Source organism: Rheinheimera sp. MM224, from assembly GCF_947090785.1.
Classification (GTDB): Bacteria; Pseudomonadota; Gammaproteobacteria; order Enterobacterales; family Alteromonadaceae; genus Pararheinheimera.
The window spans coordinates 2748820-2774058 of sequence record NZ_OX352320.1 but is presented as its reverse complement, the minus strand read 5'-3'; the positions used below and the strand labels follow the sequence as shown (position 1 = coordinate 2774058).

General features: G+C 46.3%; 18 protein-coding genes. 5 read left to right on the top strand and 13 right to left on the bottom strand.

The window, feature by feature from the left end; genetic code table 11:
• Positions 1-23 precede the first annotated feature (23 nt).
• From OM978_RS12980 to OM978_RS12970, 3 genes are read right to left on the bottom strand one after another with little or no spacing between them, the layout of a single operon-like run.
• On the bottom strand, positions 24-413 hold the full coding sequence (locus OM978_RS12980; protein ID WP_264342622.1) for a hypothetical protein: 390 nt from the start codon (positions 411-413) through the stop codon (positions 24-26).
• Positions 410-1732 carry an ATP-binding protein gene (locus OM978_RS12975; RefSeq protein WP_264342621.1) on the bottom strand — a complete coding sequence of 441 codons (1323 nt, stop codon included), beginning with the start codon at positions 1730-1732 and terminating at the stop codon, positions 410-412. The genes OM978_RS12980 and OM978_RS12975 overlap by 4 nt, the downstream gene beginning before the upstream one ends.
• Positions 1733-2410: a response regulator transcription factor gene (locus OM978_RS12970; RefSeq protein ID WP_233009792.1), complete on the bottom strand. Its 678-nt coding sequence runs from the start codon at positions 2408-2410 to the stop codon at positions 1733-1735.
• A 429-nt stretch (positions 2411-2839) separates the two neighbouring features.
• Here OM978_RS12970 and OM978_RS12965 point away from each other — a divergent pair, with 429 nt between their 5' ends.
• Entirely contained in the window at positions 2840-3154 is a 315-nt protein-coding gene (locus tag OM978_RS12965; protein WP_233009791.1) for a ComEA family DNA-binding protein, read from the top strand.
• Positions 3155-3171: 17 nt separating this feature from the next.
• Here OM978_RS12965 and OM978_RS12960 read toward each other — a convergent pair whose 3' ends face one another.
• From OM978_RS12960 to OM978_RS12925, 8 genes are all read right to left on the bottom strand, one after another.
• The gene (locus OM978_RS12960) at positions 3172-4395 is read right to left on the bottom strand and encodes an EAL and HDOD domain-containing protein (RefSeq protein ID WP_264342620.1); all 1224 of its coding nucleotides are present in this window, start codon (positions 4393-4395) and stop codon (positions 3172-3174) included.
• Between the two features lie 144 nt (positions 4396-4539).
• A complete protein-coding gene (gene putP / locus OM978_RS12955) occupies positions 4540-5988 on the bottom strand; it encodes a sodium/proline symporter PutP (protein ID WP_413691231.1) in 1449 nt (482 codons plus the stop codon).
• A 167-nt stretch (positions 5989-6155) separates the two neighbouring features.
• Positions 6156-7799 carry a BatD family protein gene (locus OM978_RS12950; protein WP_264342618.1) on the bottom strand — a complete coding sequence of 548 codons (1644 nt, stop codon included), beginning with the start codon at positions 7797-7799 and terminating at the stop codon, positions 6156-6158.
• The gene (locus tag OM978_RS12945; RefSeq protein WP_264342617.1) at positions 7793-9613 is read right to left on the bottom strand and encodes a VWA domain-containing protein; all 1821 of its coding nucleotides are present in this window, start codon (positions 9611-9613) and stop codon (positions 7793-7795) included. Before OM978_RS12945 ends, OM978_RS12950 begins: the two co-directional genes overlap by 7 nt.
• Positions 9603-10595, bottom strand: coding sequence for a vWA domain-containing protein (locus OM978_RS12940; protein ID WP_264342616.1), 993 nt, complete (start codon positions 10593-10595; stop codon positions 9603-9605). The genes OM978_RS12945 and OM978_RS12940 overlap by 11 nt, the downstream gene beginning before the upstream one ends.
• Positions 10595-11053, bottom strand: a complete 459-nt coding sequence (locus OM978_RS12935; protein WP_264342615.1) for a DUF4381 domain-containing protein — start codon at positions 11051-11053, stop codon at positions 10595-10597. Before OM978_RS12935 ends, OM978_RS12940 begins: the two co-directional genes overlap by 1 nt.
• On the bottom strand, positions 11040-11981 hold the full coding sequence (locus OM978_RS12930) for a DUF58 domain-containing protein (RefSeq protein ID WP_264342614.1): 942 nt from the start codon (positions 11979-11981) through the stop codon (positions 11040-11042). Before OM978_RS12930 ends, OM978_RS12935 begins: the two co-directional genes overlap by 14 nt.
• A 10-nt stretch (positions 11982-11991) precedes the next feature.
• On the bottom strand, positions 11992-12945 hold the full coding sequence (locus tag OM978_RS12925) for an AAA family ATPase (protein WP_233009783.1): 954 nt from the start codon (positions 12943-12945) through the stop codon (positions 11992-11994).
• A gap of 211 nt (positions 12946-13156) precedes the next feature.
• On the opposite strand from OM978_RS12925, the gene fadI reads away from it, so the two are divergent.
• The 4 genes from fadI to maoP all read left to right on the top strand — a co-directional run bounded on the left by fadI (position 13157) and on the right by maoP (position 19910).
• Positions 13157-14467, top strand: coding sequence for an acetyl-CoA C-acyltransferase FadI (gene fadI / locus OM978_RS12920; protein ID WP_264342613.1), 1311 nt, complete (start codon positions 13157-13159; stop codon positions 14465-14467).
• Entirely contained in the window at positions 14467-16602 is a 2136-nt protein-coding gene (gene fadJ / locus OM978_RS12915) for a fatty acid oxidation complex subunit alpha FadJ (protein WP_264342612.1), read from the top strand. The genes fadI and fadJ overlap by 1 nt, the downstream gene beginning before the upstream one ends.
• A 212-nt stretch (positions 16603-16814) precedes the next feature.
• The gene (locus OM978_RS12910; RefSeq protein WP_264342611.1) at positions 16815-18947 is read left to right on the top strand and encodes a S9 family peptidase; all 2133 of its coding nucleotides are present in this window, start codon (positions 16815-16817) and stop codon (positions 18945-18947) included.
• A gap of 615 nt (positions 18948-19562) precedes the next feature.
• Positions 19563-19910, top strand: a complete 348-nt coding sequence (maoP, locus tag OM978_RS12905) for a DUF413 domain-containing protein (RefSeq protein WP_264342610.1) — start codon at positions 19563-19565, stop codon at positions 19908-19910.
• A 116-nt stretch (positions 19911-20026) separates the two neighbouring features.
• Here maoP and OM978_RS12900 read toward each other — a convergent pair whose 3' ends face one another.
• Together OM978_RS12900 and OM978_RS12895 are read right to left on the bottom strand one after the other, a co-directional pair.
• A complete protein-coding gene (locus OM978_RS12900) occupies positions 20027-22264 on the bottom strand; it encodes a putative bifunctional diguanylate cyclase/phosphodiesterase (RefSeq protein ID WP_264342609.1) in 2238 nt (745 codons plus the stop codon).
• Between the two features lie 54 nt (positions 22265-22318).
• Complete coding sequence (locus OM978_RS12895) at positions 22319-25072, bottom strand: insulinase family protein (protein ID WP_264342608.1); 2754 nt, start codon at positions 25070-25072, stop codon at positions 22319-22321.
• Between the last annotated feature and the right edge of the window lie 167 nt (positions 25073-25239).

Below are 25239 nucleotides of genomic sequence, written 5' to 3'. Positions count from 1 at the left end.
CATTACTACGGTTGTGTGAGGTATTACGGTTTAGTATGAACTTGCTTTAAAAACTCGATACGTTGCTTGAGGTGGTACAACTGGCATTGTTTGTATGACGCGGTTGCAGCATTGTTATCCGGTAATTGACCAATAAACTGCCAGCGGCAGTCTTGTTCTGTGTACAAGTTAAAGGTTTGACGGGCTTTATTAAACAACTTCAGGCCGTCCTGACGCCCTGTGCTGGTTGATTGCGCTTCCAGTTTAAACAGATGGTTGTTTTCCCAGGTGGTTAACTCACGTCTGGTCTGCTCCAACTGTTGATCCAGACATTGCATATAATCCACTCTGTTTAGTGTGTTTTGATCACAAGCCTGCTGCGCATAAAGCGGAAAAGCACTGACCAAAGCCATCGACAACAGTAATTTCATCATTTTACACCTGGCTCAGGAAACCGAATAACAAAACGAGCTCCACCTAAAGGGCTTTGCGAAACCTGCAGCTCACCTGAATAAGATTTGACCAGTTCGGATACGATGGAAAGTCCGACCCCATGCCCTTCTTTGTAGGTGTCCAGTCGGGTACCCCGTTGGAACAATTCTTCCCTTTTATCTTGCGGAATGCCCGGGCCATCGTCTTCAATATCCAGCTGCAAAGGTTTGCCAAAGGCACTTATTTTAACCCTGTGATTACAGGCTTTGCAGGCGTTGTCGAGTAGGTTACCCAGTATCTCCATTAAATCTGTTTCATCACCACGGAATACCACCTGATCCGTACAATGAATTTCTATCAAACAGTCTTTATCCCGATATATTTTGCTTAAAGCCTGTTCCAGCTTATCAATCAGGGGTTTGACTTTAATTTGTTTATGCCACAAATCCTGCCCTGAGCTGGCGGCACGTTTTAACTGATGTTCTATCATGCCGGTAATACGGTCCAGCTGTTCACGCAATTCAGGTTGCTCGGACAGTTTAGAGGTGCGCAGCACAGCGATAGGGGTTTTTAGCGCATGCGCCAAATCGCTTAAGTGATGGCGATAACGTTGCTTTTGCCTGTTCTGGTTCGCCAGCAAAAGGTTTAAATCTTCTTTGATTTTGTTCAGCTCGGCAGGGTAGTCGTGCAGCAGTTGTTCTTGCTGGCCACTTTCAAGCTTATGAATTTCTTTATCCAATGAAGTTAATGGTTTAGTGATCCAATAATAAGCCAGCAAAGTTAAGCCGATAAGCACTAGTGCTATACCGATAAACCATTGGCTCAAGGTTTTGCGGAAGGTTTTCAGCGGCTCCTGCAGCAATTGGTCATTTTGCACCACATGAATAGTCAGAGGCAGGGTGTTGTCGCCTAAGTCAAACAGCACAGAAAAAGACAATACCCAGTATTTTTGCTGGTATTGCTCCATCAGCACAAATTCATGAGAAGCCGGTAAAATCTGGTGAGTAGGAGGATCAAATTGCTGGTTAATCGACGAGTCCGATTGCCATAACAATTCGTTTTCGCTGGTAATAAAAGCCGCTAGCCCTGAATCAGGGCGATAAAAATCCGGCGGCAGCAAATTATTACTCAGCTCTACCTTGCCATCATTCGGATGAACTTCAGCCAAAATAGAGTACATATGTACTTCAAGTCGTTGCTCAGTGCTGGTCAACAGCTGGGTATAAAAGGCCTGTTCTATAGCGAAAAATGAACTGGGCAATAAAAAGAACAGCAAAAACAGGCTGATAATACCCTGACGAACCTTGAGCGATAACTGCATTTAGCTGACAACCATGGTGAAACGGTACCCACGGCCACGCAATGTTTCTATAGGTTTTAATTCACCATCCGGGTCGAGCTTTTTCCGCAGGCGTAATACAAATACTTCGATGACATTACTGTCTAAATCAAAGTCCTGATCGTAAATATGTTCAGTCAGCTCAGTTTTAGAAATTACTTTATTTGGGTTGTGCATAAAGTACTCCAATACCTTGTATTCATAAGCCGTCAGACTGACTTCATCTTCGCCTAACCAAACCTGCTGAGTTCTGCTGTTCAGTTTCACCGGACCAGAATGCAGCATAGGATCAGGTTGGCCAGCGGCGCGGCGTATCAAAGCGTTAATACGGGCCAAAAGTTCTTCCGTATGAAATGGTTTGGTCAGGTAATCATCGGCACCTGCATCTAAACCTTCTACTTTATCCTGCCAGTTACCGCGGGCCGTTAATACAATGACCGGGGTTTTAATGTCATTCTGGCGAGCTTTACGAATAAGGCTCAGCCCATCCATTTTTGGCAGGCCTATATCAATAATGGCCAAATCATAAGGATATTCACTTAACTTAAACCAGCCGTCAGCACCATCATGGGCTACGTCCACACTAAATTGCTGTTGTACTAAATGCTCACGGATTTGTTCCGCCAATAAACTCTCGTCTTCAACAACTAATAAACGCATGGGGGTTCCTTTTTAACAATGCAGAAACAAAGTGGGGTTATGCTAAAACACTCTGTCAGTTGCGGCAATCCTTAACATCAGACAAAACGTTGAAAGTATAAGATCCAGGTCTGAATTGCTGCTGAATACCCGTCGTACTTGAAGCCGCAGCTTTGTTGACTGCTAGCTTTCGGTCCATTCACATAGGACTACTGTACTCACAGTGTCTCAATCCCTTGTCGCCTCGCTGAAACTTCAATTACTGAAGGGATTATTTTGTTTGAATAATGTAAATTTAATGATGCAAAATATCGCCTTTTGACTATCTTTATTGACGAGGTTGCAACTCAAAGTGGTTTCTTTGTCTTTGTTTACCGGATTGTAGTGACTGACAACAACCTTCAGTCACACAGTGAGAAGACAAGAAACTGTTAAAAGGAGAGAACTGTGATGAAAATCGCACTCGTTGCAGCAGTCGTGGCCAGTATGGCCTGTGCAGTTAATCTGACCGTAGCACAAGAGTTGGCGAAAGCCCCTCTGTCCGTTCCCGCCGCAGCTAAAGTTGCGGACAAAGCCAAACTGAATATCAATCAGGCGTCGATAGAGCAATTAGTTGCAGTACCTGGTATAGGTGAAAAAAAAGCTCAGGCCATTAAAGATTACATCAGTGCCAATGGCCCAATCAAAGACCAGAAACAACTGACTGAAGTCAAAGGTATTGGTGACAAGTTAGCGGCTAAAGTAGCTGAACACGTCAGTTTTTAAGCAGAAATACGCGCTCGTCAGTTATCGCCGAGCGCTTTCATTTGTTCGTTCGCCCACTGCACCGCCGTATGATAAGCATCAGGTACAGATTTACTGTCGAGTTTGAGCGACTGGATCAGTGCGTTGGCATCATCCCATGCGGCCTGCTCGTAAAATTTAATCAGTTGCAGAAATTGAGCTATAGGTCCTATACCATCGATCAGCGCATCTTTAATGTCTTTGGACAGCGGCAATTTACTCATCACTGAACTCATAGGTTCATCCAGTATCGCATCCATCAGCGACATCATACCGGTCAAAAAGGCTTTGGACACCTCGGGAAAACCTGCAAGTCTGGCAATATCCTCAGCAAAACGAGCTCTGGTCATTGCCAGTCGCATCAGCTCTGCAGGTTTATCACTGCTGATTTGAGCCGTAAAAAGTACAGACAAAAAACGTTTCAGCTCAGCCTGGCCCAACACCACTATAGCTTGTTTAATAGTGGCGATTTCGGCGCGACGTTTAAATACCGCTGAGTTGGTGTAGCGAAGCAACTTGTAAGATAAATGCACATCTCGTTCAAACACAGAGGTGATGGTATTTAAATCCATCTCTGTCTTGGCTGTTTCATACAATAATTCGGCTAATGTCATTTGAGCAGGCGATAAAGCCCGGCTTTGCATCATCTCCGGGCGGGAGAAAAAATAACCCTGAAAATAGTCAAAGCCCAAATCCAGCGCTTGCAAAAACTCTTCGTTGGTTTCTACTTTTTCAGCCAGCAGTTTGATGTGTGGAAATTCTTTAATAGCTTGTTTAATTTGCAGCATGGTATCGAGGCTGGTGGCGCGAAAATCAATTTTAATAATGTCGATAAGCGGGTAAAAATGCCGCCAGACCGGTTGATGAATATAATCGTCCAGCGCCAGTATATAACCCTGAGCTTTTAGCGATTCACACTCAGCTAATAAACGTTTGCCCGGCTGCACCGTTTCCAGAATTTCGATCACTACTTGCTCACAGGGCAACATCGACGGATATTTTTTTAGTAAAGAATCAAGCGTAAAGTTGATAAAGCCAGGCTTATCGCCCAAAAACTCATCCAACCCTAAATTGAGCTGGCTGCCTTCAATCATACGTGAGGTGGCTTCGTTGCTATCGACTTCAGGAAATACGTTCTCCACACCATCCCTGAATAACAATTCATAGGCAAACAGGTTTTTATCTTTATCCAGAATAGGTTGGCGTGCAGTGTAAAAGTACATAAGTCCCTGAACAGCTAAACAGAAGTCATGCTTCAATGTAGCAAAGATCTGCGGGAAAAGACTATGGTCTTACAGATTTTTTCAGAGATTGCAGAAGGAAACTGCAAGGCGACCCAAACAACAGGTCGCCTGCAGTTGGATTGCTTAGTTATTTTCTAACTTATCAGATACTTGCTGAAACAAGTGGCTTACATCTGCAGTAGGAGCAGAGGTCGCCAGACTCACCAGCCAGGTTAACAGGGCAGAGACAAAAACTCCAGGGATCATGGCATACAGGAAATCATTGAGCTGCTTACCATCAATTTGGTAAGGGCTGTAAGCCCAGAACAGCACAGTCAAAGCACCCGCTGTGATACCAGCCAAAGCGCCCCAGTGATTCATGCGTTTCCAATACAAGCTCATCAGCACCACAGGACCAAAAGCTGCACCAAAACCAGCCCAGGCATTTGCTACTAAACCCAGAATAGAACTGTTGCTGTCAAGCGCCAGTACTATAGCGACAAGGGCAACTGCAAAGACTGAAGCGCGGCCAACCAATACCTGTTGTTGATCCGTGGCGGCTTTGTGCAGGAAGGTTTTGTAGAAATCCTGTGTTAATGCGCTGGACGTGACCAGCAATTGGGAAGAGATGGTGCTCATAATAGCAGCCAGAATAGCAGCCAGTAATAATCCACCCACGAATGGATGGAACAAGACCTGAGACAGCAGAATAAAAATGGTTTCAGGGTCTTTCAGTGGCATTTGGGTTTGCTGAATATAGGCAATACCGACAAAACCTATGGCCATGGCGCCTACGATAGAGATGATCATCCAGGACATGCCGATACGACGTGCCGCTTTAAAATCTTCTACTGAACGTATTGCCATAAAACGCACAATAATATGGGGCTGGCCAAAATAACCCAGACCCCAGGCCAGTAATGAAATGATGCCCAGCACACTGGTGCCCGTGAATAAATCCAGATGTTTTGGATTGAGCTGCTCTATGGTTGCAAAAAGTTGGGTTGGCTGATCTAAAGCACCAAAAGCCACTACAGGCACCATCACCAGCGCAATAAACATAATCATGCCCTGCACAAAATCTGTCATGCTGACCGCTAAAAAACCACCCAGCAGGGTATAAGCAATCACAACGCCTGCAGTCAGAAACAGACCAAACTCATAATCCAGGCCAAACACTTCGTCAAACAACTTACCACCGGCTACCATGCCTGATGAGGTGTATAAGGTGAAAAATACGACGATAACGACAGCCGAGACCAGACGTAAAAGCCGTGTTGGATCAGCAAAACGATTTTCCAGATAATCGGGCAGGGTGATCGAATCTTTGGCTAATTCGGTATAAACCCTAAAACGTGGAGCCAGCAGCAGGTAGTTCAGATAAGCACCAATCACTAAACCGACGCCAATCCAGATTTGAGAAATACCGGCAACATACATAGCGCCTGGCACACCCATCAGTAACCAGCCACTCATATCAGAGGCGCCGGCCGACAGTGCTGTGACTGCAGGGCCTAACTTACGGCCTCCCAGCATATACTCTGACAAATTACTACTGGACTGACGATAGGCGTACAAGCCTATTGCTAACATGGATATAAAATAAAGAGATAAAGCTAAAATGGTTCCCGTAGCCACTGTGGTTCTCCCGCACTGTTATTGTTGTAGTTATAAATTGGCGCATGCTACCAATAGCGTTAAACAACAGCCAGTTTTTTAAGGCAGACAAACAAAGTGCTGCTGCCAATCACGGCTGACTTTTATTCCGGGTACAGTTCTGGCAAAGCAGATTTGTAAGCTGCCTTCTCCACTGATAACTCTGACCAGCAAATCCACAAGGCTTTACCTTGCCAGCTTTGCTGCTCTTTCTGATAGAGCTGTTGGTTTAGCAGCTGTAATTGCTCAGCAAAAGCAGCATCTTTGCACCAGTTTGCTAATTCGGTTAATGAAGCGGGTGGGCGGCCGAATTGTTGTTCTGCCCACAACATCAGCCATTGCCGTGCTGCTGTCGCATCATTGTTGTGACAAGCCTGCTGCAGCTTTTTAGGATTGGCTTTGGCTGAGCCGGAATTGTGCATTGAAGTCTTTACGGCAACTGTTTTTGTTGGTCTGAACCAAAGCAGCAAAACAACAGAGCTCAGCCAGAGCAGGCTGATTACCGAGCTGGTGTAATTCCATTGCCATGGGTTCGTTTCTGTCGCCTGAATCATAGGTACCTGCTTTGTTGGCACTACCACAGGTGCAGCACTTTGCTGCGGCAGTTCAGGGTTTATCTGCACTGTTAAACGTTTTTCCGGCAAGGTCGCATAGTGCACTGAATTGGTTTTTTTATTCCACCAGGGTAGTTTCACCTCCGGCAATACCAGCTCACCTGCTTTATTGGCTACGACTGCCATGCTAAAGACTTTTTGTGATACCAGGGTGCCATTACGCTCTGCTTGTTTAGCATGAGGTTGTTCTTTATAGAGTTTTACACCATCAGGAGTATCAAGAGTTAAATCCGGTAACTGATGTTCAGCCACATCCAGCGCTGTGATGGTGATAGTGCGGGTGACAGGTTCACCTTGAGTGAGCTGATCGGTGGCCGGGCTCCATTCTTCATTCAGGCTGACTAAATCGGCGATCAGCCAGTCACCCGGGAAATTATCCGGTTTGGCGGCGACTTCAATAGTTAAATCATTGGCTTGGGCATTAACAGGTTTGGTCTGGGCAAAATAATCATAACGGCCTGAGTTTCTGTCCAGCATTTCACCGCTGAGTGTCGAACCAGGTAGCACAAAAGTGCCACTACGCTCCGGGATCAGCCGATATTGACGGCTAAAAGTGCGGTAGCGTTCACCGTTAACCAGTTCTGAGCCTTCTTTGTCTTTCCCCAATTGTTCAATGCTCAGACCATCCACTTTAGGTTCACTCAGCGAGCCTCGCTGTAAATCGCCCTGAAAAAAGATTTTTACTTCCAGATAGGCCAGTTGTTGTACATAAAGTTGAGTGCTATCCAGACTACTTTGTAAAAACAGCTGAGCGTCATTCGTGGTTTGCGTCTGGGCAGAGCCTTTGACGACTTCGACTTCAATAGGGGAAGAACTAACCCCTTCAATTTCAAAGGCGGGAATAGTAAAAGTACCGCTTTGTTTAGCCTTAAGTAGCAAACGCCAACTGGTGGTGCGGCTGGCCTGGCCGTTGATGATTTGCATTTGCTGACCCATAGAAGGGCCTTGCACTATAAAATCTTTGTCCAGTACCGAGAAATCAGGTTGATGGGCGACCTGATCATCGGCCACCAACTCCAGCACAGCTGTTTCACCTAATAACAAAGGATTCTTATCCAGCGATACTTTTAATTCAGTGAAAGCCCAGACCGGGCTGGACACTATTAAAAACAGGCATAACCACTGCTTTACCATTCTTCGACAACTCCGGCTGGTGGTTGATCATAACGACGTTTTTGATATTCAATCGCCATCTTGCGGCGTAATAACAAAGAGGGATCATCTTGTACTTTGCGTAATAAATTATCCAGCTGCTGACTTTGCTCAGCGTTTGCATTAGGCCAGGCTTCGGAAATTGCCTTTTGCTGCTGCGATTCTTTTGTATCTTTGTTTTGTTCTGCCTGTTCAGCGGCTTGTTGTTGTTCTTGTTGTTTTTGCTGCTGCGTCTGGCCCGGCGGCTGATCTTTTTGTGACGCAGCATCATTGCCTTGTTCAGCAGACTGCTGTTCTGATGACTGTTGTGAGGATTGCTCTTTTGACTGCTGTTTTGATTCAGAGCCTTCACCTTCCTCACCAGACTGGTCACCGGATTGCTCACCTTGCTGCTCGCCCTGTTGTTCGCCTTCACCTTTTTGCTGTTGTTGCTGCTGTTGCTGTTCCTGCGCCTTTTTCACCGCATCGATGTTTTGCTGAGCTTTATCAAGCTGCGGGTTTTTAGCCAGAGCTTGTTGATAGGCTTCTATCGCATCCTGATATTTTTTTTGTTGCGCCAGACTATTACCCAGATTGTACAGCGAATCTGCGGTATCCAACTGGCGATAGGACTGTTCAGCTGCGGCATAATCTTCTGCTTTATAAGCAGCATTGCCTTTCCATAACGGGTCTTCAAAATTCTGCCAGGCGCTTGAGTAATCCCCTTGCTGATAAGACTGCTGTGCTTTTTGTTGTTGGGTCTGCCAGAGGTCACTCCATTCAAAGGCTTCGGCTTTTGGCATAAAAAGTACCAGTACGAACACTGTCAGGGCACCACGTTTATGCAGCCACAAGGCGAAAGGTAATAATAACCAGACCAGATAAACTGCATTGTCCTGCCATTGATCACCAAAGAGTTTTTGCTGCTCGTCGCTGTCGGTTTTTTTATCTAATGGTTTCAGTGCGAGCAGGGCGTCTATATCGGTATCTTCTGAACCTGCCACGGCAAAAACACCTGAGCGCAACTCTGCTAATTGTTGCAGCTGTGCCAGAGGGACGCGGGGAAGCACTATAGCACCCTGATGGTCTTTTAATAATTCGCCATTGCTTAAACGTACTGGCGCACCTTGGGTAGTACCAAAAGCCAGCACAGACAAGCGGTGTGGAAAGTTATCCATCAGCTCACGCAGGCGGGGATAATCAGATGAAGCAAAGCCGTCGGTAAAAAGCACCACATCACCCTGCACATAACCGCCTTGTTTGAGCAGCTGATCGGCAAGCACTAATGCGGCCTCAAGGTTAGAACCCTGCACCGGCATAATATCAGGACTGAGTTCAGGCAACAGCAGCCGCACGTTATTGTGATCCTGAGTTAAAGGGGATATGACAAAAGCATCGCCAGCAAAGCTGACTAAAGCCAGTTCACCTTCTTTAATACCATTGATGTAATCCAGCGCTTTAAAGCGGGCCTGAGTAAAACGGTCTGGGGATAAGTCTGTGGTGCGCATCGACATCGACATATCCATCAAAATCACAGTGGCTTTTTTAAGTTGAAACACTGGCATGGGTAAACGTTGCCAACTGGGGCCTGCCAGAGCAATCACACTCAGCAACCAGATGATCAACAGCAGCCACAACACAGGTTTTTGCTGATGTTTGGCTGGAACAGTTAATAACTCCTTTTGCAGATGTGGCGCTATCCAGTGTTGCCATGCGCTTTGTGGTTGGCGCAGTTTGGCAAATAAACCCCAAATCAGCAGCGTTGGCAGTAGTAACCAGAAATACTCTGGTCTTAACCAATGAAAATCAGCCCACATGTTTTTTTCTCCCTGACCATCTGATCTGGCCTAAGGCAAGTAACACAGAACAAAACAACGCAGCGAATAAAGGCCAGTGTAAAAGACTTTGCTGAGGACGGTAGCTGATTTGATCGCGTTCTATCGGCTCTAATTGATCCAGCAGCTTATAAATTTGTGCCAGTTCAGCTAAATCACGGGCACGGAAATACTTGCCACCGGTTTCTTCTGCGATACGTGTCAACAGCACTTCGTCTAAATCCTGAGAAGGGTTAATGAGCTGACGGCCAAAAATGCTTTGTTGCACCATTTGTTCGGCTCCAACACCTACAGTATACACTTTGACTCCGGCGGCTTTGGCCAGTTGTAAGGCTTCCATCGGCTGAATAACGCCAGCAGTATTGGCGCCATCACTCAATAGGATCAGTACTTTATTTGAGGTTTCATAAGCGTTTAAGCGTTTAACGGCTAGCCCTATGGCTTCGCCTATAGCGGTACGTTCACCGACTAAGCCCCGTACTGCTTCATCCAGCATGGTTTGAATGGTGGTTAAATCATAAGTTAAAGGGGTTTGCTGATAAGCTGCATCGCCAAATAAAATCAGGCCAATACGATCGCCTTTACGCTGCTGAATAAAGTCGCTGACGACCAGCTTCACCGCCTGCAGCCTGTCTATGCTTTGACCCTGATGCTGCATATCACTGATCGCCATCGAACCGGATAAATCCAGCGCTAACATCAGATCCCGGCCTTGTTGTGGCAAGGTCACAGTCTCTCCCAGCCACTTAGGTTGGGTCGCTGCGAGCACTAAAAAACACCAGCACAGCAGTGCTATTAGGGTTTTGACAGAGCGGGGCGCTTTACTTGTCAGTCCATCAGTCTGGCTGCTGGCTTTAATCAGGGCTTTGTGTGTTAAAGGGCTGCCTTGTTGCTGAGTTTTACGGCGCAGCAACAATGGCAAAGGGAGCAGGATAAACAGCCAGGGATAGCTAAATTCAAACATCAAAGCTGCTCCAGCTGTTTGGCAGAGACTTTATTCAGCCATTGGGTCGCAAACTGCAGATAAAGGGCAAAGTCAGCTTGATCAGGCTGCTGTTTATACAACACAGCTTGTAAATCCGGCAATGAATGCTGTGGTAATTGCTGCTGTAAAAAGTCCTGCCATCGCCTCACTGGCGCAGATAAAACCGGATGTCGTGGGCTGTAACAATGCAGCAATCGTTTTAGCAGTTCATTCAGTTCAGCGCTTTGGTCTGGAGCTTTAATCAGTCGCAATTCCGCTTTGGCCTGGCGTAAAGGTAAGGCTTTTTGCCATTTTTTCCAGAAAAAGCGAAAGCCGTAGGCGAGCAATAAAATCACCAGTACTGCAAGTAACCACCAGCCTGGTGCAGGTGGCCAGAAGGTGTTCAAAACTGGTTCCTGAATATCAGCTAAAGCCAGTTGGGGTTCAGTGTTCGCCATCAGGCCAACTCCTGTTTAATTGTTCAATCAAAGGCAAGGCTGCACTTATCTCTAAATAGCGACAGTTAAGCTTTTTTAAGTTCAACTGCAAGGCCTGTTGCCATTGGCTTTGTTGCTGCTGATAACTATGTTTTAACGCGGAAGATCCCAGGTCGAGTGTTTTCAGCTCCTGACCGTCGGTTACCGCAGCTAAACCAGAAGCAGACAATGGCAGCTTCAAATCCAAAGGGTCGGTAATATGCACACAACGAATTTCATTATGCTGGCGCATCGCCTGTAAATGACGCAAGCCTTGTGCGTCAAGCGCGCTAAAATCTGAGATCACAAAAAGAAGTGAGCCAGGACGGGCTAAACGACGCATTAAACCCAAAGCATGATTGAGGTTAGACTCTGCAGCCATCCCCTGATTTTGCTGAATTTTAATCAGCGCATTTAAATAGCGTAATACGGCCTGGCTACGTGCTGCAGGTTTGAGCTCCAGCAATTGCTGTTCACTAAATACCAGCCCACCGAGTTTGTCGCCGGTTTCACGCACATGCCAGGCCAATAAGGCGGCTAAATGCGCAGCCTGTACTGACTTAAGCAGCAGTTTTGTACCAAACCGCATCGACTCAGACATATCAGTCAGGATAAAAACCGGACGTTCTTTTTCTTCGCGAAATAGCTTAGTGTGTACTTTGCCGGTGCGTGCTGTGACCCGCCAGTCGATGGTACGCACGTCATCACCGCTCTGGTAATGCCGCACTTCATCAAACTCCATACCACGGCCTTTACTGCGCGCCAGATAGGAGCCCGCCAACTTACTTTGAATCGCCATTTTGGGCGCTAAATCCAGCAAAGCATGATGACGCTGATAGGCCAGCAGCTGCGGTAAATCCAGATGGATACCGTCTGTGGCCAGTTGTTCAAGCTGAAGTTGGGTATTCATCAAAGACACATCAGGCAACCGGAACCAGTTTTAAAATCTCTCTGAGCACATCGTCTGTGCTTAAACCCTGAGCTTCGGCATCGTAGGTTAAGATCAGACGATGACGTAACACATTAAAAAATACCGCCTGAATATCATCCGGCGTCACAAAATCACGGCCTTCTAACCAGGCTTTAGCACGGGCACAACGCTCCAATGCAATACTGGCACGTGGACTTGCACCATAAGCTATCCATTTCGCCAGTTGTTCACTGTAGGCTTTGGCATTTCGGGTCGCCATCACCAGCTGCACTATGTAGTTTTCGAGGCTTTCGGCCATGTGCAATTTTAAAATGTCCTGACGGGCGGCAAAAATATCGGCCTGACTGATAGGGCTTAATTTGGCTTTTTCATGAGCTAAAGCTTCGCCCCGGGTTAAACGCAAAATAGCCAGTTCAGTGGCTGCATCCGGATAATCCACTTTCAGATGCAATAAAAATCTGTCCAGCTGTGCTTCTGGTAAAGGATAAGTGCCTTCCTGCTCCAGCGGATTTTGGGTTGCCATCACTAAAAACAGCTCAGGCAACGCATAAGTTTTCCGGCCTACAGTGATTTGTTTTTCCGCCATAGCTTCTAACAAAGCCGACTGCACTTTAGCTGGTGCGCGGTTAATTTCGTCCGCCAGAATAATATGGTGGAACAAAGGGCCTGCCTGAAATTCAAATTGACCTGTTTCAGGACGGTAGATATCTGTGCCTGTTAAATCGGCTGGTAATAAGTCGGGTGTAAACTGAATGCGGTGAAAACGACCTTCTACCCCATGTGCCAATGCGTTCACTGCTCTGGTTTTGGCTAAACCAGGTGGGCCTTCCACCAACAAATGACCATTGGCCAATAAAGCCAACAAAATACCTTCCGTCAGCGCATGCTGACCTAAGACCTGACCGTCCAGATAGTCTTTTAACGCGGAGAATGCCTTTACCATAATACTCACTACTGTTTTTAGGTTATTGTCGTCAGTTATTGTTGTTTATTTTCCAAGCAGTTAGCTCTAAAAAAAGCTAGGCTAAGACCACTTGCTTTTATATAAGGTTCAAGACGTTTTAAAACAAGTGTTTTAATTTGCCTGATCTCTGGTTACAATCGAATTATCTACAGGTCAGACCTGTCACGGTAAACACAGAAAGAGGACTTTTATGGCCGCGCCAATACAACTTACCACACGTCAGGGAGACCGTATCGCCATAGTGCGTGGTCTGCGTACTCCATTTGCGAAACAAGCGACCGAATTCCATGGCATTTCAGCACTGGAACTGGGCAAGCTGGTGGTCAATGAACTGCTGATCCGTAGCGAATTGTCGCCCAAGTTAATAGATCAATTGGTTTTTGGTCAAGTTGTACAAATGCCGGAAGCACCAAACATCGCCCGTGAAATAGTTCTGGGCACTGGCATGAATGTGCATACCGATGCCTTTAGCGTGACCCGTGCTTGTGCCACCAGCTTCCAGTCTGTGGTCAGTGTGGCCGAAAGCATGATGGCAGGCCACACTGAAATCGCAATCGCCGGTGGTGCAGATTCAAGCTCAGTATTGCCTATTGGTGTCAGCAAAAAATTAGGCCGTGCTCTGGTCGATTTAAACAAAGCCAAAACTTTTGGTCAGAAACTGGCAATTTTCCGCCGTTTAGGTTTAAAGGATTTGTTGCCAGTGCCTCCAGCAGTGGCTGAATACAGCACTGGCTTGTCGATGGGCGATACCGCTGAACAAATGGCCAAAACCTATGGCATCAGCCGTGCCGACCAGGATGCGCTGGCGCACCGGTCACATAGCTTAGCTGCGCAGGCCTGGAAAGATGGTTTATTAAAAGATGAAGTAATGGCCGCTCATATCGAGCCGTACAAAACCTTCCTTGAAATCGACAACAATATTCGTATGGATTCCAAACTGGAATCGTACAGCAAGTTAAAACCAGTATTCGACCGTCAGTTTGGTACTGTCACAGCAGCCACCAGTACTCCACTAACAGATGGTGCTTCAGCTGTACTGATGATGACTGAAAGCCGTGCTAAAGCTATGGGTTATGAAGTGCTGGGTTATATCCGCAGTTACGCTTTTGCCGCAATCGATGTGTGGGAAGATATGCTGATGGGCCCATCGTATGCGACGCCAATTGCTTTGGATCGTGCCGGTTTGAAGCTGTCTGACTTAACCCTGATTGAAATGCACGAAGCTTTTGCCGCTCAGGCGCTGGCCAATATGAAAATGTTTGGTAGCAAAACTTTTGCTGAACAAAAACTGGGTCGCTCTGAAGCCATAGGTGACATCGATATGGCGAAATTTAACGTCATTGGCGGCTCTTTAGCTTACGGCCATCCTTTTGCTGCTACCGGCACCCGTTTAATTACCCAGACGTTAAATGAATTAAAACGCCGTGGTGGTGGTATTGGTTTAACCACAGCCTGCGCTGCCGGTGGTTTAGGTGCAGCTATGATAGTGGAGACTGAATAATGAGCCAGCCGACTTTTAGCCTAAGCATTCGCCCTGATCATATTGGTGTGATCAGCATGGATGTGGCAGGTGAGAGCATGAATGTGCTCAAAGCTGCTTTTGCTGATGAGATTAAATCTTTGCTCAGTGAAATTAAAAACAATAAAGACATCAAAGGTTTAGTTATTATCAGTGGCAAGCCGGATTCTTTTATCGCAGGTGCCGATATTTCTATGCTGGATGGCTGCACTACAGCTCAGCAAGCCGAAGACATAGGTCGTATGGGCCAACTAGTGTTTAACCAGCTTGAAGCTTTATCTATTCCGTTAGTGGCAGCTATTCATGGCCCTTGTTTAGGCGGTGGTTTAGAGCTGGCTTTAGCCTGTCATGCCCGAGTTGCGACTACAGACAACAAAACTGTATTGGGTTTACCTGAAGTGCAGTTAGGTTTATTGCCAGGTAGCGGTGGTACTCAGCGTTTGCCTCGTCTGGTTGGTATTCAAAAAGCTTTGGATATGATTTTAACCGGTAAGCAGTTGCGTGCTGCTCAGGCGAAAAAAATCGGTTTAGTCGATGCCGTTGTACCTAAAAGTATTTTGCTCGAAGCCGCAGTGCAACTGGCGCTACAACTGGCAAAGCAAGGCAAACCGGCAGCTCGTGAAGTCAAACTGAACTTTGTTGGTAAAGTGCTGGAAAAAACGCCTTTTGGCCGGGCTATTGTATTTAGCCAGGCTGAAAAACAAACTTTAGCTAAAACTCATGGCAATTATCCGGCGCCGCTGAAGATCCTCAACGCCATTAAAGCTGGTGTGGATGGTGGTTTTAATAAAGGCCTGGATGTGGAAGCTAAAGCTTTTGGTGAGCTCTGCATGACCAGTGAGTCCAAAGCTTTACGGTCCTTGTTTTTTGCCACTACTCAGATGAAAAAAGAGACTGGGGCAGGGGATGTTCAACCCCGTAAAGTGCGCAAAGCCGCCATTTTAGGTGGTGGTTTGATGGGCGGTGGTATCGCCAACGTTACAGCCACTAAAGCGGGTGTGCCGGTGCGGATTAAAGACATTAGTCAGCAGGGTATTTCCAATGCGATGAAATACAGCTACAGCCTGCTAGAGAAAAAGCTGCGTAAGCGTTTTGTCACTAAGACTGAAGTGCAAAAACAAATGTCTTTGCTGACAGGCACGACCGATTACAGCGGATTCCACGATGTGGATTTAGTAGTCGAAGCTGTATTTGAAGATTTAAATTTAAAACAGCAGATGGTCGCTGATATCGAAGCCAATTGCTCTGAACATACGGTCTTTGCCAGCAATACCAGTTCATTGCCTATAGGTCAGATCGCAGCCAAAGCGGCTCGCCCTGAAAATGTCATTGGCCTGCATTACTTCTCTCCTGTGGATAAAATGCCACTGGTCGAAGTGATAGCGCATGACAAAACCTCGGCTGAAACTATTGCGACTACTGTGGCTTTTGCCCGTAAGCAAGGCAAAACGCCTATAGTCGTGAAAGACGGCGCAGGTTTTTATGTCAACCGTATTCTGGCGCTTTATATGAATGAAGCGGCCAATATACTGCTCGAAGGCGAACCAGTTGAAGCGCTGGATAAAGCGCTGGTGAAATTTGGTTTCCCTGTCGGTCCTATTACCTTGCTGGATGAAGTGGGTATAGACGTAGGCGCTAAAATTTCGCCTATTCTGCTGAATGAATTGGGTGAGCGTTTTACTGCACCAGCTGCATTTGACCGCTTACTGGCGGATGGCCGTAAAGGCCGTAAGACCGAAAAAGGTTTTTACCTGTACGGTGCCAAAGCCAAAGGCAAAAAGCAGGTCGATGCTTCGGTTTATAGCGTGCTTGGTTTAAACCCAGCTGCTAAATTAAGCGGCGATCAAATAGCGCTGCGCTGCGTGGTGCAAATGCTGAACGAGGCAGTGCGCTGCTTAGAAGAAGGCATTATAAGCAGCGCCCGTGACGGTGATATAGGCGCCATCTTCGGTATAGGCTTCCCGCCGTTCTTAGGCGGCCCGTTCCGTTATATCGATCAGATGGGTGCCGCCACTTTAATCGCGCATCTGCGCAGCTTTGAGAGCCGTTTTGGCGCACGTTTTGCCCCAAGCAAGCTGTTGCTGGAAAAAGCAGAACAAAACACGACTTTTTATTAAGTTATGTTTTGACTTTAAAAAGGCTTCTACCTGTTAGAAGCCTTTTTTGTTATTTTCTTTGCCTCTCTCATTTTAGGTTCTGACACAGTCTTTTTTTGTTACATCTTATTCGTCGCATAAGTACGCTCCTGCTGTGGTTGTGAAATCCTCGTTGTGTTAACGTTTTGTTGTTTTTTAACCACCGAATCCATGCACAATAAAGAGAGAAAAATATGCCCAATCCGGTCCGTATCCTTGGTTATGGAGTTGCTATGCTCACCAGTTTGCACATTATGGCTGCGATGCCTGCATCAGCGCCTGTAGCGCCAGTAAAACCTTACGTAGTGAAGTCAGAAAATGGCGACAGGCAAGATCCCTATTATTGGTTGCGGGACGATAAAAGACAGGCTCCCGATGTATTGGCTTACCTGAACGCTGAAAACCAGTATTACCAGCAGTATGCCGACCAATACAAAAGTTTGAGTAAAAGTCTGGCCGATGAAATTATTGGCCGGGTCAAACAAGACGACAGCACAGTGCCTGTGGTGAAAGGCGACTATTCCTACTATACCCGCTACGAGCAAGGCAAAGAGTACCCGATTTATGCGCGTAAGCCCAAAGCAGGTGGTGCTGAGCAAGTGATGCTGGACGTCAATAGCATGGCAGAGGGCAAAGACTTCTATCAGATAGGCAACTATCAGGTTAGTCCTAATCAGCAGTTGCTGGCTTATGCAGAAGACACTACTGGCCGTCGTAATTACAACCTCAAAGTTCGTGACCTGCGCACAGGCAAAGACTTAGCCACAACCATTACCGGCGCTGAAGCCTCTATCGCCTGGTCGGCTGATAACAGTCAGTTGTTTTATATTGAAAAAGACCCGCAAACTTTATTAGGGACCAAAGTTCGTCGTCATACCCTGGGTCAGGCTGTGGCGAAAGATGAAGTGCTGTATGAAGAAAAAGACAGCAGTTTTTACATGGGCGTGGGCAACAGTGCTGATGATAAGTTCGTAGTGATTTGGCTTGGCAGCACAGTATCCAATGAAATGCTGGTGCTGAAATCTGACGATAAAAAAGGCAAATTTACCGCTATAGCACCACGTCAGCGCGATTTTAAATATGAAGTGGAGCATATAGATAATCGTTGGGTGATTATGACCGACTGGGATGCGCCTAACTATCGTTTGATGACGGTCAATGATGACAAAATTGGTGATCGTAGTCGCTGGCAACCGTTGTTGGCGCATAACCCTGATGTCTTTATTGATTCCTTCCAGCTATTTACCGACTATCTGGTGATTAACGAGCGCAGCAATGGTCTGGACAGAGTGCGTCTGATGCCATGGTCTGATTTAAGCAAAGTGGTGTATGTAGAATCCGATGAAGCCGCTTATGTGGCCAAAACCGACAATAATCCAGAGCAAAACAGCCAGTGGTTGCGTTACAGCTATACCTCCTTGACGACTCCACCTTCCGTCTATGAAATGCATATGAAAACAGGTGAAAAGCGTTTATTGAAGCAACAGGAAGTCTTAGGTGGTTTTGATAAAAACAACTACCAGACAGAGCGGGTCTGGGCCACAGCCAAAGATGGTACTCAAATTCCGGTCAGCCTGTTGTATAAAAAAGGTCTGAAAAAAGACGGCACTGCGCCTTTGTATCAATACGCTTATGGCTCTTATGGTATATCCAGTTCACCATCCTTTCGCAGCACCGTCTTGTCTTTAGTGGATCGTGGTTTTGTCTACGCTATAGCTCATATTCGCGGTGGCCAGGAAATGGGCCGCAGCTGGTATGAAAACGGCAAGTTGCTGAAAAAGGTCAATACCTTCACCGACTTTATCGACGTGACTGATTATCTGGTGGCACAAAAATACGCTGCGAAAGATAAAGTTTTTGCGATGGGCGGCAGTGCAGGTGGTTTATTGATGGGCGCTATTGCCAATATGGCCCCGGAGAAATACCGTGGTTTAGTGGCCCATGTGCCTTTTGTCGATGTAGTCACTACTATGCTGGACGAGTCTATTCCGCTGACCACCAATGAATTTGACGAGTGGGGCAATCCAAAACAAAAAGTCTATTACGACTACATGTTGTCCTATTCACCTTATGATCAGCTCAAAAAGCAGGCCTATCCAGCCATGTTAGTCACTACAGGCTTGCATGACTCACAAGTGCAGTATTTTGAACCTGCAAAATGGGTGGCTAAGCTGCGTACTATCAAAACGGATCAGCACCCTCTATTGTTCCGCACCAATATGGAAGCGGGCCATGGTGGCAAATCCGGGCGTTTCTCACGCATGATTGAAATTGCCGACGAATACGCTTTTATTTTGTCTCTGTTACCAGCAACACCTGCTCCTTAAGCTCAAGCCTAAAAGTCTAAGGCTATAAAATAGCGGCGCTGGATTTGTGATGTGCGCCGTTTTTTCTTTTTTAGCTCCATGACTTAGACTTTCGTCGCATTTGTCGGTGTTTTTCACAGTCAAGAGGTTATCTGTCTGGTATAGTGCGGCGGTTTTTTAAGCAGAGTTACTAAGCGGGAGTTCAGTGTGGTTTTTATCCTGAGTCTTTTTTGTCTGAGCAGTGTCAGTGTCTATATTGCGGCCTTACGTGCCGGAATGGCTGCTAAACGCTGGGCATTGGCGGCTTTATGTTTAGGACCTTTAGTGCTTCCTCTGTTTCATAATCATAAAAGACTGACATTACGCCGTGCCTTCGGTCGTTTTTCAAATTTCTTTTAACACTGATCCTGTCTGATATTCATTACGTATCAAAATTTGCAATTTGGACGGATTAAAAGGTTTATTCGTCAACCAGTTGCGATTGTTTTCTGAACAAAATGCGGCTTCTGCGGCATTACAAAATCATTTCTTTTGACAAAGCAAAATTTTTGTTTGACGAGTCTGATTTTGTTTACCATACTGCGCACAGTTTGATTCGGATAGCTGTAGATACAACAAAATTAGAGGAAAAAAGTGATGCAGCAAAGTTTTGTCGCTAATCGTCGCTTTTTCGATGACCAGAATTTCCCTAAGGGATTCACCAGGTCCGGGCGCTTTACTCTGGCAGAGGGTAATCTGCTGGAAAAACATGGCAACGCCATGCAGGAACTGGAAGCAGGCTCACGCCAGCCAGTCAATGAAGAAGAACAACGTTTTATCGCTGTTTGCAAAGGCGAACAGGAAGCAGCCAGCCAGTATGAAAAGGTCTGGGTGAAGTACAAACAACGTCTGCAGGAAAAACGCAAATTCCATACCGTGTTCGGTAAGAAGCGTATTGCAGATGGTGGTGAAGACTTCTCTTTTGTAGATAACGACGCAGATTAAAAAGTAATACTCTGAAAAGAGGGTTAGTAGAGATCCGGTGCTTAGCACTCGATCTTTACTAACCCTCTTTTTATTTTGTGTTATTAATGATGTACAGCCTGAAGACCAAAGCCGTTTTAACCAGGCACAGCAGTCAGTTTTGGTTTCTGTTGTTTCTGTTGTTTTAAGAACAAACCAAAATCATGAGCCGACAAAGGCTTACTGTAGAAATAGCCCTGAATAATCTCACAGCGCAGCTGTTTAAGCTGTTGCAGCTGCTCAGCTTGCTCCACCCCTTCCGCTACCACTGTCAGGTTCAGGTTGTGCGCTATGGTGACTATAGTGTCCACCATATTGCGACCACGGGCTGTGTTCATATCGTCGATAAAAGCTTTGTCTATTTTCAGTGTATTGAGCGGAAACTGCTTTAAGTATGCTAAAGACGAGTAGCCGGTACCAAAGTCATCCATGGCTAAATGAATACCACGAGCCCGAAGCTTCTTCATCGTATCTATCGCCAAAGTGGGCGATTGCATAACTGTGCCTTCGGTGATTTCCAGCTCCAGATGATAAGAGGGCAGTTCAGAGCGTTGCAGTATGTCGTCTATCTGCTCACACAAAAACGGCAGCATAAACTGCTTGGCTGATAAGTTCACAGCAACACGGCCATGAAACAGGCCCATATCTATCCAGCGTTTGACGTCTTCGCAGGTTTTTTGCAGAACCACTTCACCAATTTCAAGAATTTGGCCTGTTTCTTCTGCTACAGGAATAAAAGAGGCCGGGCTGATTAAGCCTTTTTTCGGTGTAATAAAACGTACCAAGGCTTCCATACCCACCAGCTGACCTGTGACTATGTCCATCTTTGGCTGATAAAACACCGTAAAATAATCTTCTTTTAAGCCATGACGGATCAGGTTTTCTACCTGCAAACGTTTGACCGCCAGCTTGTTCATCGAGTCATTAAAAAACAGGTAACGGTTGGCGCCTTCGTGTTTGGCATGATACATCGCCGTATCGGCATTACGCAGCAGCGCCTGAGGGTCGTGACCATCTTCCGGATACAGCACTATGCCAATACTACTGGTGATTGCCAGCTCATGCTGCTCGATAAAAAATGGCAGGTTAATTTGTTTTAGTAAGTCTTTAGCCAGACTGGTGATGCTGTGAATATCGTTGGTATTTTCCAGCACTACGGCAAATTCATCTCCGCCCAATCGGTAGAGTTTTGCTTTAAAGCGGGTAAATAAACTTAAACGCTCAGACAATTTACATAACAAGGTGTCGCCAAGTTCATGCCCAAGCGAGTCGTTAATTTTTTTGAAGTTATCTAAATCGAACACCAAAAGTGCATGTTCGACCTGCTCTCGTACTAACTGGCTTAAATGGCTGGAAAAACGAGCCCTGTTTGGCAAGCCAGTTAAAGTATCCGTATCGGCCAGACGGTTAAGTTCAGCTTCGCGTTTTTTCCGCTCGCTGATATCGGAGATCACACCAACAAACTGCTGCACTTGCCCCAGTTCGTCTTTAATCACATCAAAACTCAATTCGGCCTGATACAGCTCACCGTTATGCCTTTTATCTTCAATTTCACCAGCCCAATAACCTTGCTCTAATAAGGACTGCCGGATTTCGTGTAAAAAGCGGGCAGGGTAGAGGAAAAGTTCAAACACGCTATGCAGCGCAGATTCACGGCTTCTACCTGTCATGCTGACAAAGGCCGGGTTGACTTCTAATAAAGCGAAATGGGTATCACAGACCATGACTGCATCTGAGATATTATCCAGGCAACGCGCGAATAAGCTTAAGCGTTCTTCCGTTTCTTTAAGTTGCTGAATATTTTTTAAGGTACCGGTCATGCGGATGGCCTGACCTTGTTCATTCAACTGCACCACTTTGCCACGATCCAATACCCAGACCCATTGGCCGTTCGCTGCTTTAATGCGATAACTGGCTTCAAATATAGGGGTCATACCGTGCATGTGCTGTTGCAGCGAACTGGTCACCCGTTCTACGTCCTGTGGATGGATTTCAGAACGATTAGGCGGAAACTGCTGACTGTCACCCGGCTTCTCCAGAGGTTGATGCCAGGAGCTGGAGCGATACAACTGACCGGCTTGCATATCCCAGTCCCATAACTCATCGCCGCTGCCCCATAAGGACAAACGTAAACGCTCTTCACTTTGCTCCAGTTTGGACTGGTAACGTCGCATCCGCACTATGCTCAGATGAGCTAATGCGAGCGCAACTATAGAGAGGGCGGAGATGACGGTCAGCACATAAGGTTGCAATTGCTGCCAACCTGCGGCATAGGCAGGCGAAGGTGCAAGAATCACAAGGCTTAATTGCAGCGATAAAACAGGAGTCAGGCGCACAGTCAGACTTTTTTAATTGATATCAATTCACGGTAACCAATGTTATCCGCACTGTCAAAGCCATTCCGCTAATAAAGGTAATTTCTCTAATAAATTGAATGGGTTTTGCTCAGTTAAATGGCTATGATCCGGTTTATCGCCCGTAGCCAGAAAAATGGCATCGTAATCAGGTGCCAGTAACTGGTAGAAGAATGCGATAAAGTCTTTCAGACTTAATTGTTCCAGTGCTATTTCTATCTGCTCGTTTAAATCAAACTGATGATCACCTTGGCCAATTGCCAGCCACAAGCGCTTGGCTCTGGCACCTAAGCTGCTGTCGCGCTCTTTTATCTGGGTCGCCAGACCTTGTTTCATCTGCACAAACTCTTCTTCATCCAGCTCTTCCAGCTCAGACAGGAAGTTTTTGTAAAAAGCCAAAGTGGCTTTATACAAATCGGCGCAGGAGGCTGCAGGGCTTTGAATATAAAAGGCAATACCAGGCAGCAGGTTCATAGGTACATAGCCTGTGCCTACCAGATAACCCAATTGCTGTTCAGTGCGCAGTACATGGAAATACTCAGGTGAGAGTAAATGATTGGCCAGCATGAAAAGCGCCATATCCACGGGTTGTTTTTGCCGTGATGGCAAATAAATCACCAGTGCCTGATCACTATGCTCAACTGGAACCTTAACCCAGACCGGGCCTATACCCTGCGTATTGTAGCGCTGACGGGGTAAAGCTTCGCCTTGGTTCTGCTCTGAAAGCCAACCTTTTAACGCCTGACTTAACTGAGTTGCATCCGAGGCGTGCCAATTGCCAACCATAAAGGCATCCAGATGCACTTGTTGCAATAACTGATGGTGAAACTGAATAAAATCGCTGTAGCTCTGTTGCTGCAAAGCTGCCGCAAGTTGGTCAATATCCGGGTTTAACGGCTGTAATAAAGACGACAGCTGACTAAAGAGTTTGGAGACGGGTTTGTTTTTGCTGTGGTTTTGCCAGTGCCTGATTAACTGACGTTTAATTTCATCAAAACGTTGTTCATCAAACTGACAAAACGCCATTTGAGCCAATAAATCAGCCACTAACTTAATCTGATTGCCTGCCAAACCACTGCTGTGCAAGCTAATGCCACTATGCTGCACATGCAAATTGTAGGTTAAACCTGCTGTAGTGGCGGCATAAAAACTTTCGTTGATCTGATCCTGAAACAATTCCAGCCATAAACGACTACATGCCATTTGGCTGACAGATCCAATGCAGTTAGGCAAATTCAATTGGACAAAAATATGGCCTTTTGGCGTTTTAAAATCGGTGTCTGCTTTAAACCACAACTTAAAGCCTGACTCTTGCACCAGAAGTTGTGGTTTGGCCATATGGTCAGCATCAGAGAGCAACTTCAGCTCTGTCACCAGATAAGGGTTGCTTTGTGGCAGATGGTTGCCTGGTGGCACCTTAGCGTGAAGGTAATGCTCGATCTGGCTTTGTTCCAAAGGTTGCACACTATAAGGCGTCTGATACCAGCGAGCTTCACGATTGGCCTGGATGTCAGGTGCAATAAACATCACCCTCATATTGTCAGGACGGAAACGCTCCAGCAGTTCGCGGTACAAAGCTTCAGGCGGCAAGTCCATACGATAGTCACCATAGACATAATCATCGACAGGGTAATGCTGCATATTGACCGATAAATCGCAGGCTCCCTGCAGGGCGGTGCTGGGCTCCTGATATAAGTAGCTCCATTGCACTAAGCGCTGACGTTCCAGAAACAAATGCTCCGGAAAGGGTGATTGCCGCAGTAATTGCAGCTGACCAAACATGGCTTCTAAAATCTGATCTTTGGCAAAAACGCCTTGCTCTGTCAGTTCAAAAGACAAAGTGAAATCTTTGTAGTTACTGCCGTCTATACCACCACCGGCACTTAATTGGTTAACCCAACCTTGGTCTTTTAAATACGCCAACAGAGAACCAAATCCTTCATCGCCCAACAAATGTGCCAAAAAAGAAATCAGCTTGTATTTGTACCAGGGCTGGATGTCGGGTAATGCGAAACTGGCGACCAGACGCTGACTGAATTTGTGGGGCGCTATATCCAGTTGCAAAGCCTGATGTTCTGCCAGATATAAAGGTTCTGACAAAGGCGCTTTAGCACAGACATGATTGGGCAAGGCAGCAAAATACTGGTGCACCAGCTGTTCCATTTGCTGTAATGGCAGAGGGGATACCAGACATAACGTCATGCGCCTGGCGCCGTAATGGCTGTCAAAAAACTGCTGCACAGCTTGTTGCAGGCTTTGTTCCGGCGTATCACACAAGGTCAGCAAATTACCCACTGAAAATTTAGCAAAAGGGTGGGCCGGATTAACTGTTTCTTTGTGCACCTGATAAATACGTCTGCTGTCATCTTTAAGCTTTAATGAAAACTCGGCTTCAATAGCCTGACGTTCTTTTTCTATGTAATCGGCGTGAAACAGCGGCGCGCGGAACATATCGGCAAATCTGTCCAAAGCCTGTTCGAAGTAGTCTGTGTCTATATCAAAGAAAAAACTGCTGTGCTCAGTGCCTGTCCATGCATTATGGCTGCCACCATGATGATTGATAAAATGCTGGTACTCGCCGGCGTCCGGATATTTTTCGGTGCCTAAAAACAGCATATGCTCAAGAAAGTGCGCCAAACCTTGGCGTTCTGCAGGATCGTCGAAGTGTCCGACGTTGACAGTCAGCGCTGCAGCACTTTTTTCTGCATCCTGTTGATGCACTAAGAGCACAGGCAGATCATTCAATAAAGTCAGCGCCAGATACTGACGCTTATCGTTAGGGCTTTGCATTAACTGGCTTTTTTTCAATTTATGCCTCGTGACGGGAACCCTGAAAATACAGAATGCGAGGGTTCATCATAGCGATTAGGAATATAGTAACGCAATTTTATGCTTTATTAGCAGTTACTGTCGGCATTAACTTTCATTATCATAGCGCACTCTTTTCGCGAGCGTCG

Coding starts and splice junctions, on each gene's coding strand:
- OM978_RS12950 (WP_264342618.1), bottom strand. CDS start 7,799: ATGGTAAAGCAGTGGTTATGCCTGTTTTTAATAGTGTCCAGCCCGGTC.
- OM978_RS12935 (WP_264342615.1), bottom strand. CDS start 11,053: ATGGCGAACACTGAACCCCAACTGGCTTTAGCTGATATTCAGGAACCA.
- fadJ (WP_264342612.1), top strand. CDS start 14,467: ATGAGCCAGCCGACTTTTAGCCTAAGCATTCGCCCTGATCATATTGGT.
- OM978_RS12945 (WP_264342617.1), bottom strand. CDS start 9,613: ATGTGGGCTGATTTTCATTGGTTAAGACCAGAGTATTTCTGGTTACTA.
- OM978_RS12960 (WP_264342620.1), bottom strand. CDS start 4,395: ATGTACTTTTACACTGCACGCCAACCTATTCTGGATAAAGATAAAAAC.
- OM978_RS12940 (WP_264342616.1), bottom strand. CDS start 10,595: ATGTTTGAATTTAGCTATCCCTGGCTGTTTATCCTGCTCCCTTTGCCA.
- OM978_RS12895 (WP_264342608.1), bottom strand. CDS start 25,072: ATGCAAAGCCCTAACGATAAGCGTCAGTATCTGGCGCTGACTTTATTG.
- maoP (WP_264342610.1), top strand. CDS start 19,563: ATGCAGCAAAGTTTTGTCGCTAATCGTCGCTTTTTCGATGACCAGAAT.
- OM978_RS12970 (WP_233009792.1), bottom strand. CDS start 2,410: ATGCGTTTATTAGTTGTTGAAGACGAGAGTTTATTGGCGGAACAAATC.
- OM978_RS12925 (WP_233009783.1), bottom strand. CDS start 12,945: ATGGTAAAGGCATTCTCCGCGTTAAAAGACTATCTGGACGGTCAGGTC.
- OM978_RS12910 (WP_264342611.1), top strand. CDS start 16,815: ATGCCCAATCCGGTCCGTATCCTTGGTTATGGAGTTGCTATGCTCACC.
- OM978_RS12930 (WP_264342614.1), bottom strand. CDS start 11,981: ATGAATACCCAACTTCAGCTTGAACAACTGGCCACAGACGGTATCCAT.
- fadI (WP_264342613.1), top strand. CDS start 13,157: ATGGCCGCGCCAATACAACTTACCACACGTCAGGGAGACCGTATCGCC.
- OM978_RS12965 (WP_233009791.1), top strand. CDS start 2,840: ATGAAAATCGCACTCGTTGCAGCAGTCGTGGCCAGTATGGCCTGTGCA.
- OM978_RS12980 (WP_264342622.1), bottom strand. CDS start 413: ATGATGAAATTACTGTTGTCGATGGCTTTGGTCAGTGCTTTTCCGCTT.
- OM978_RS12975 (WP_264342621.1), bottom strand. CDS start 1,732: ATGCAGTTATCGCTCAAGGTTCGTCAGGGTATTATCAGCCTGTTTTTG.
- putP (WP_413691231.1), bottom strand. CDS start 5,988: ATGTTAGCAATAGGCTTGTACGCCTATCGTCAGTCCAGTAGTAATTTG.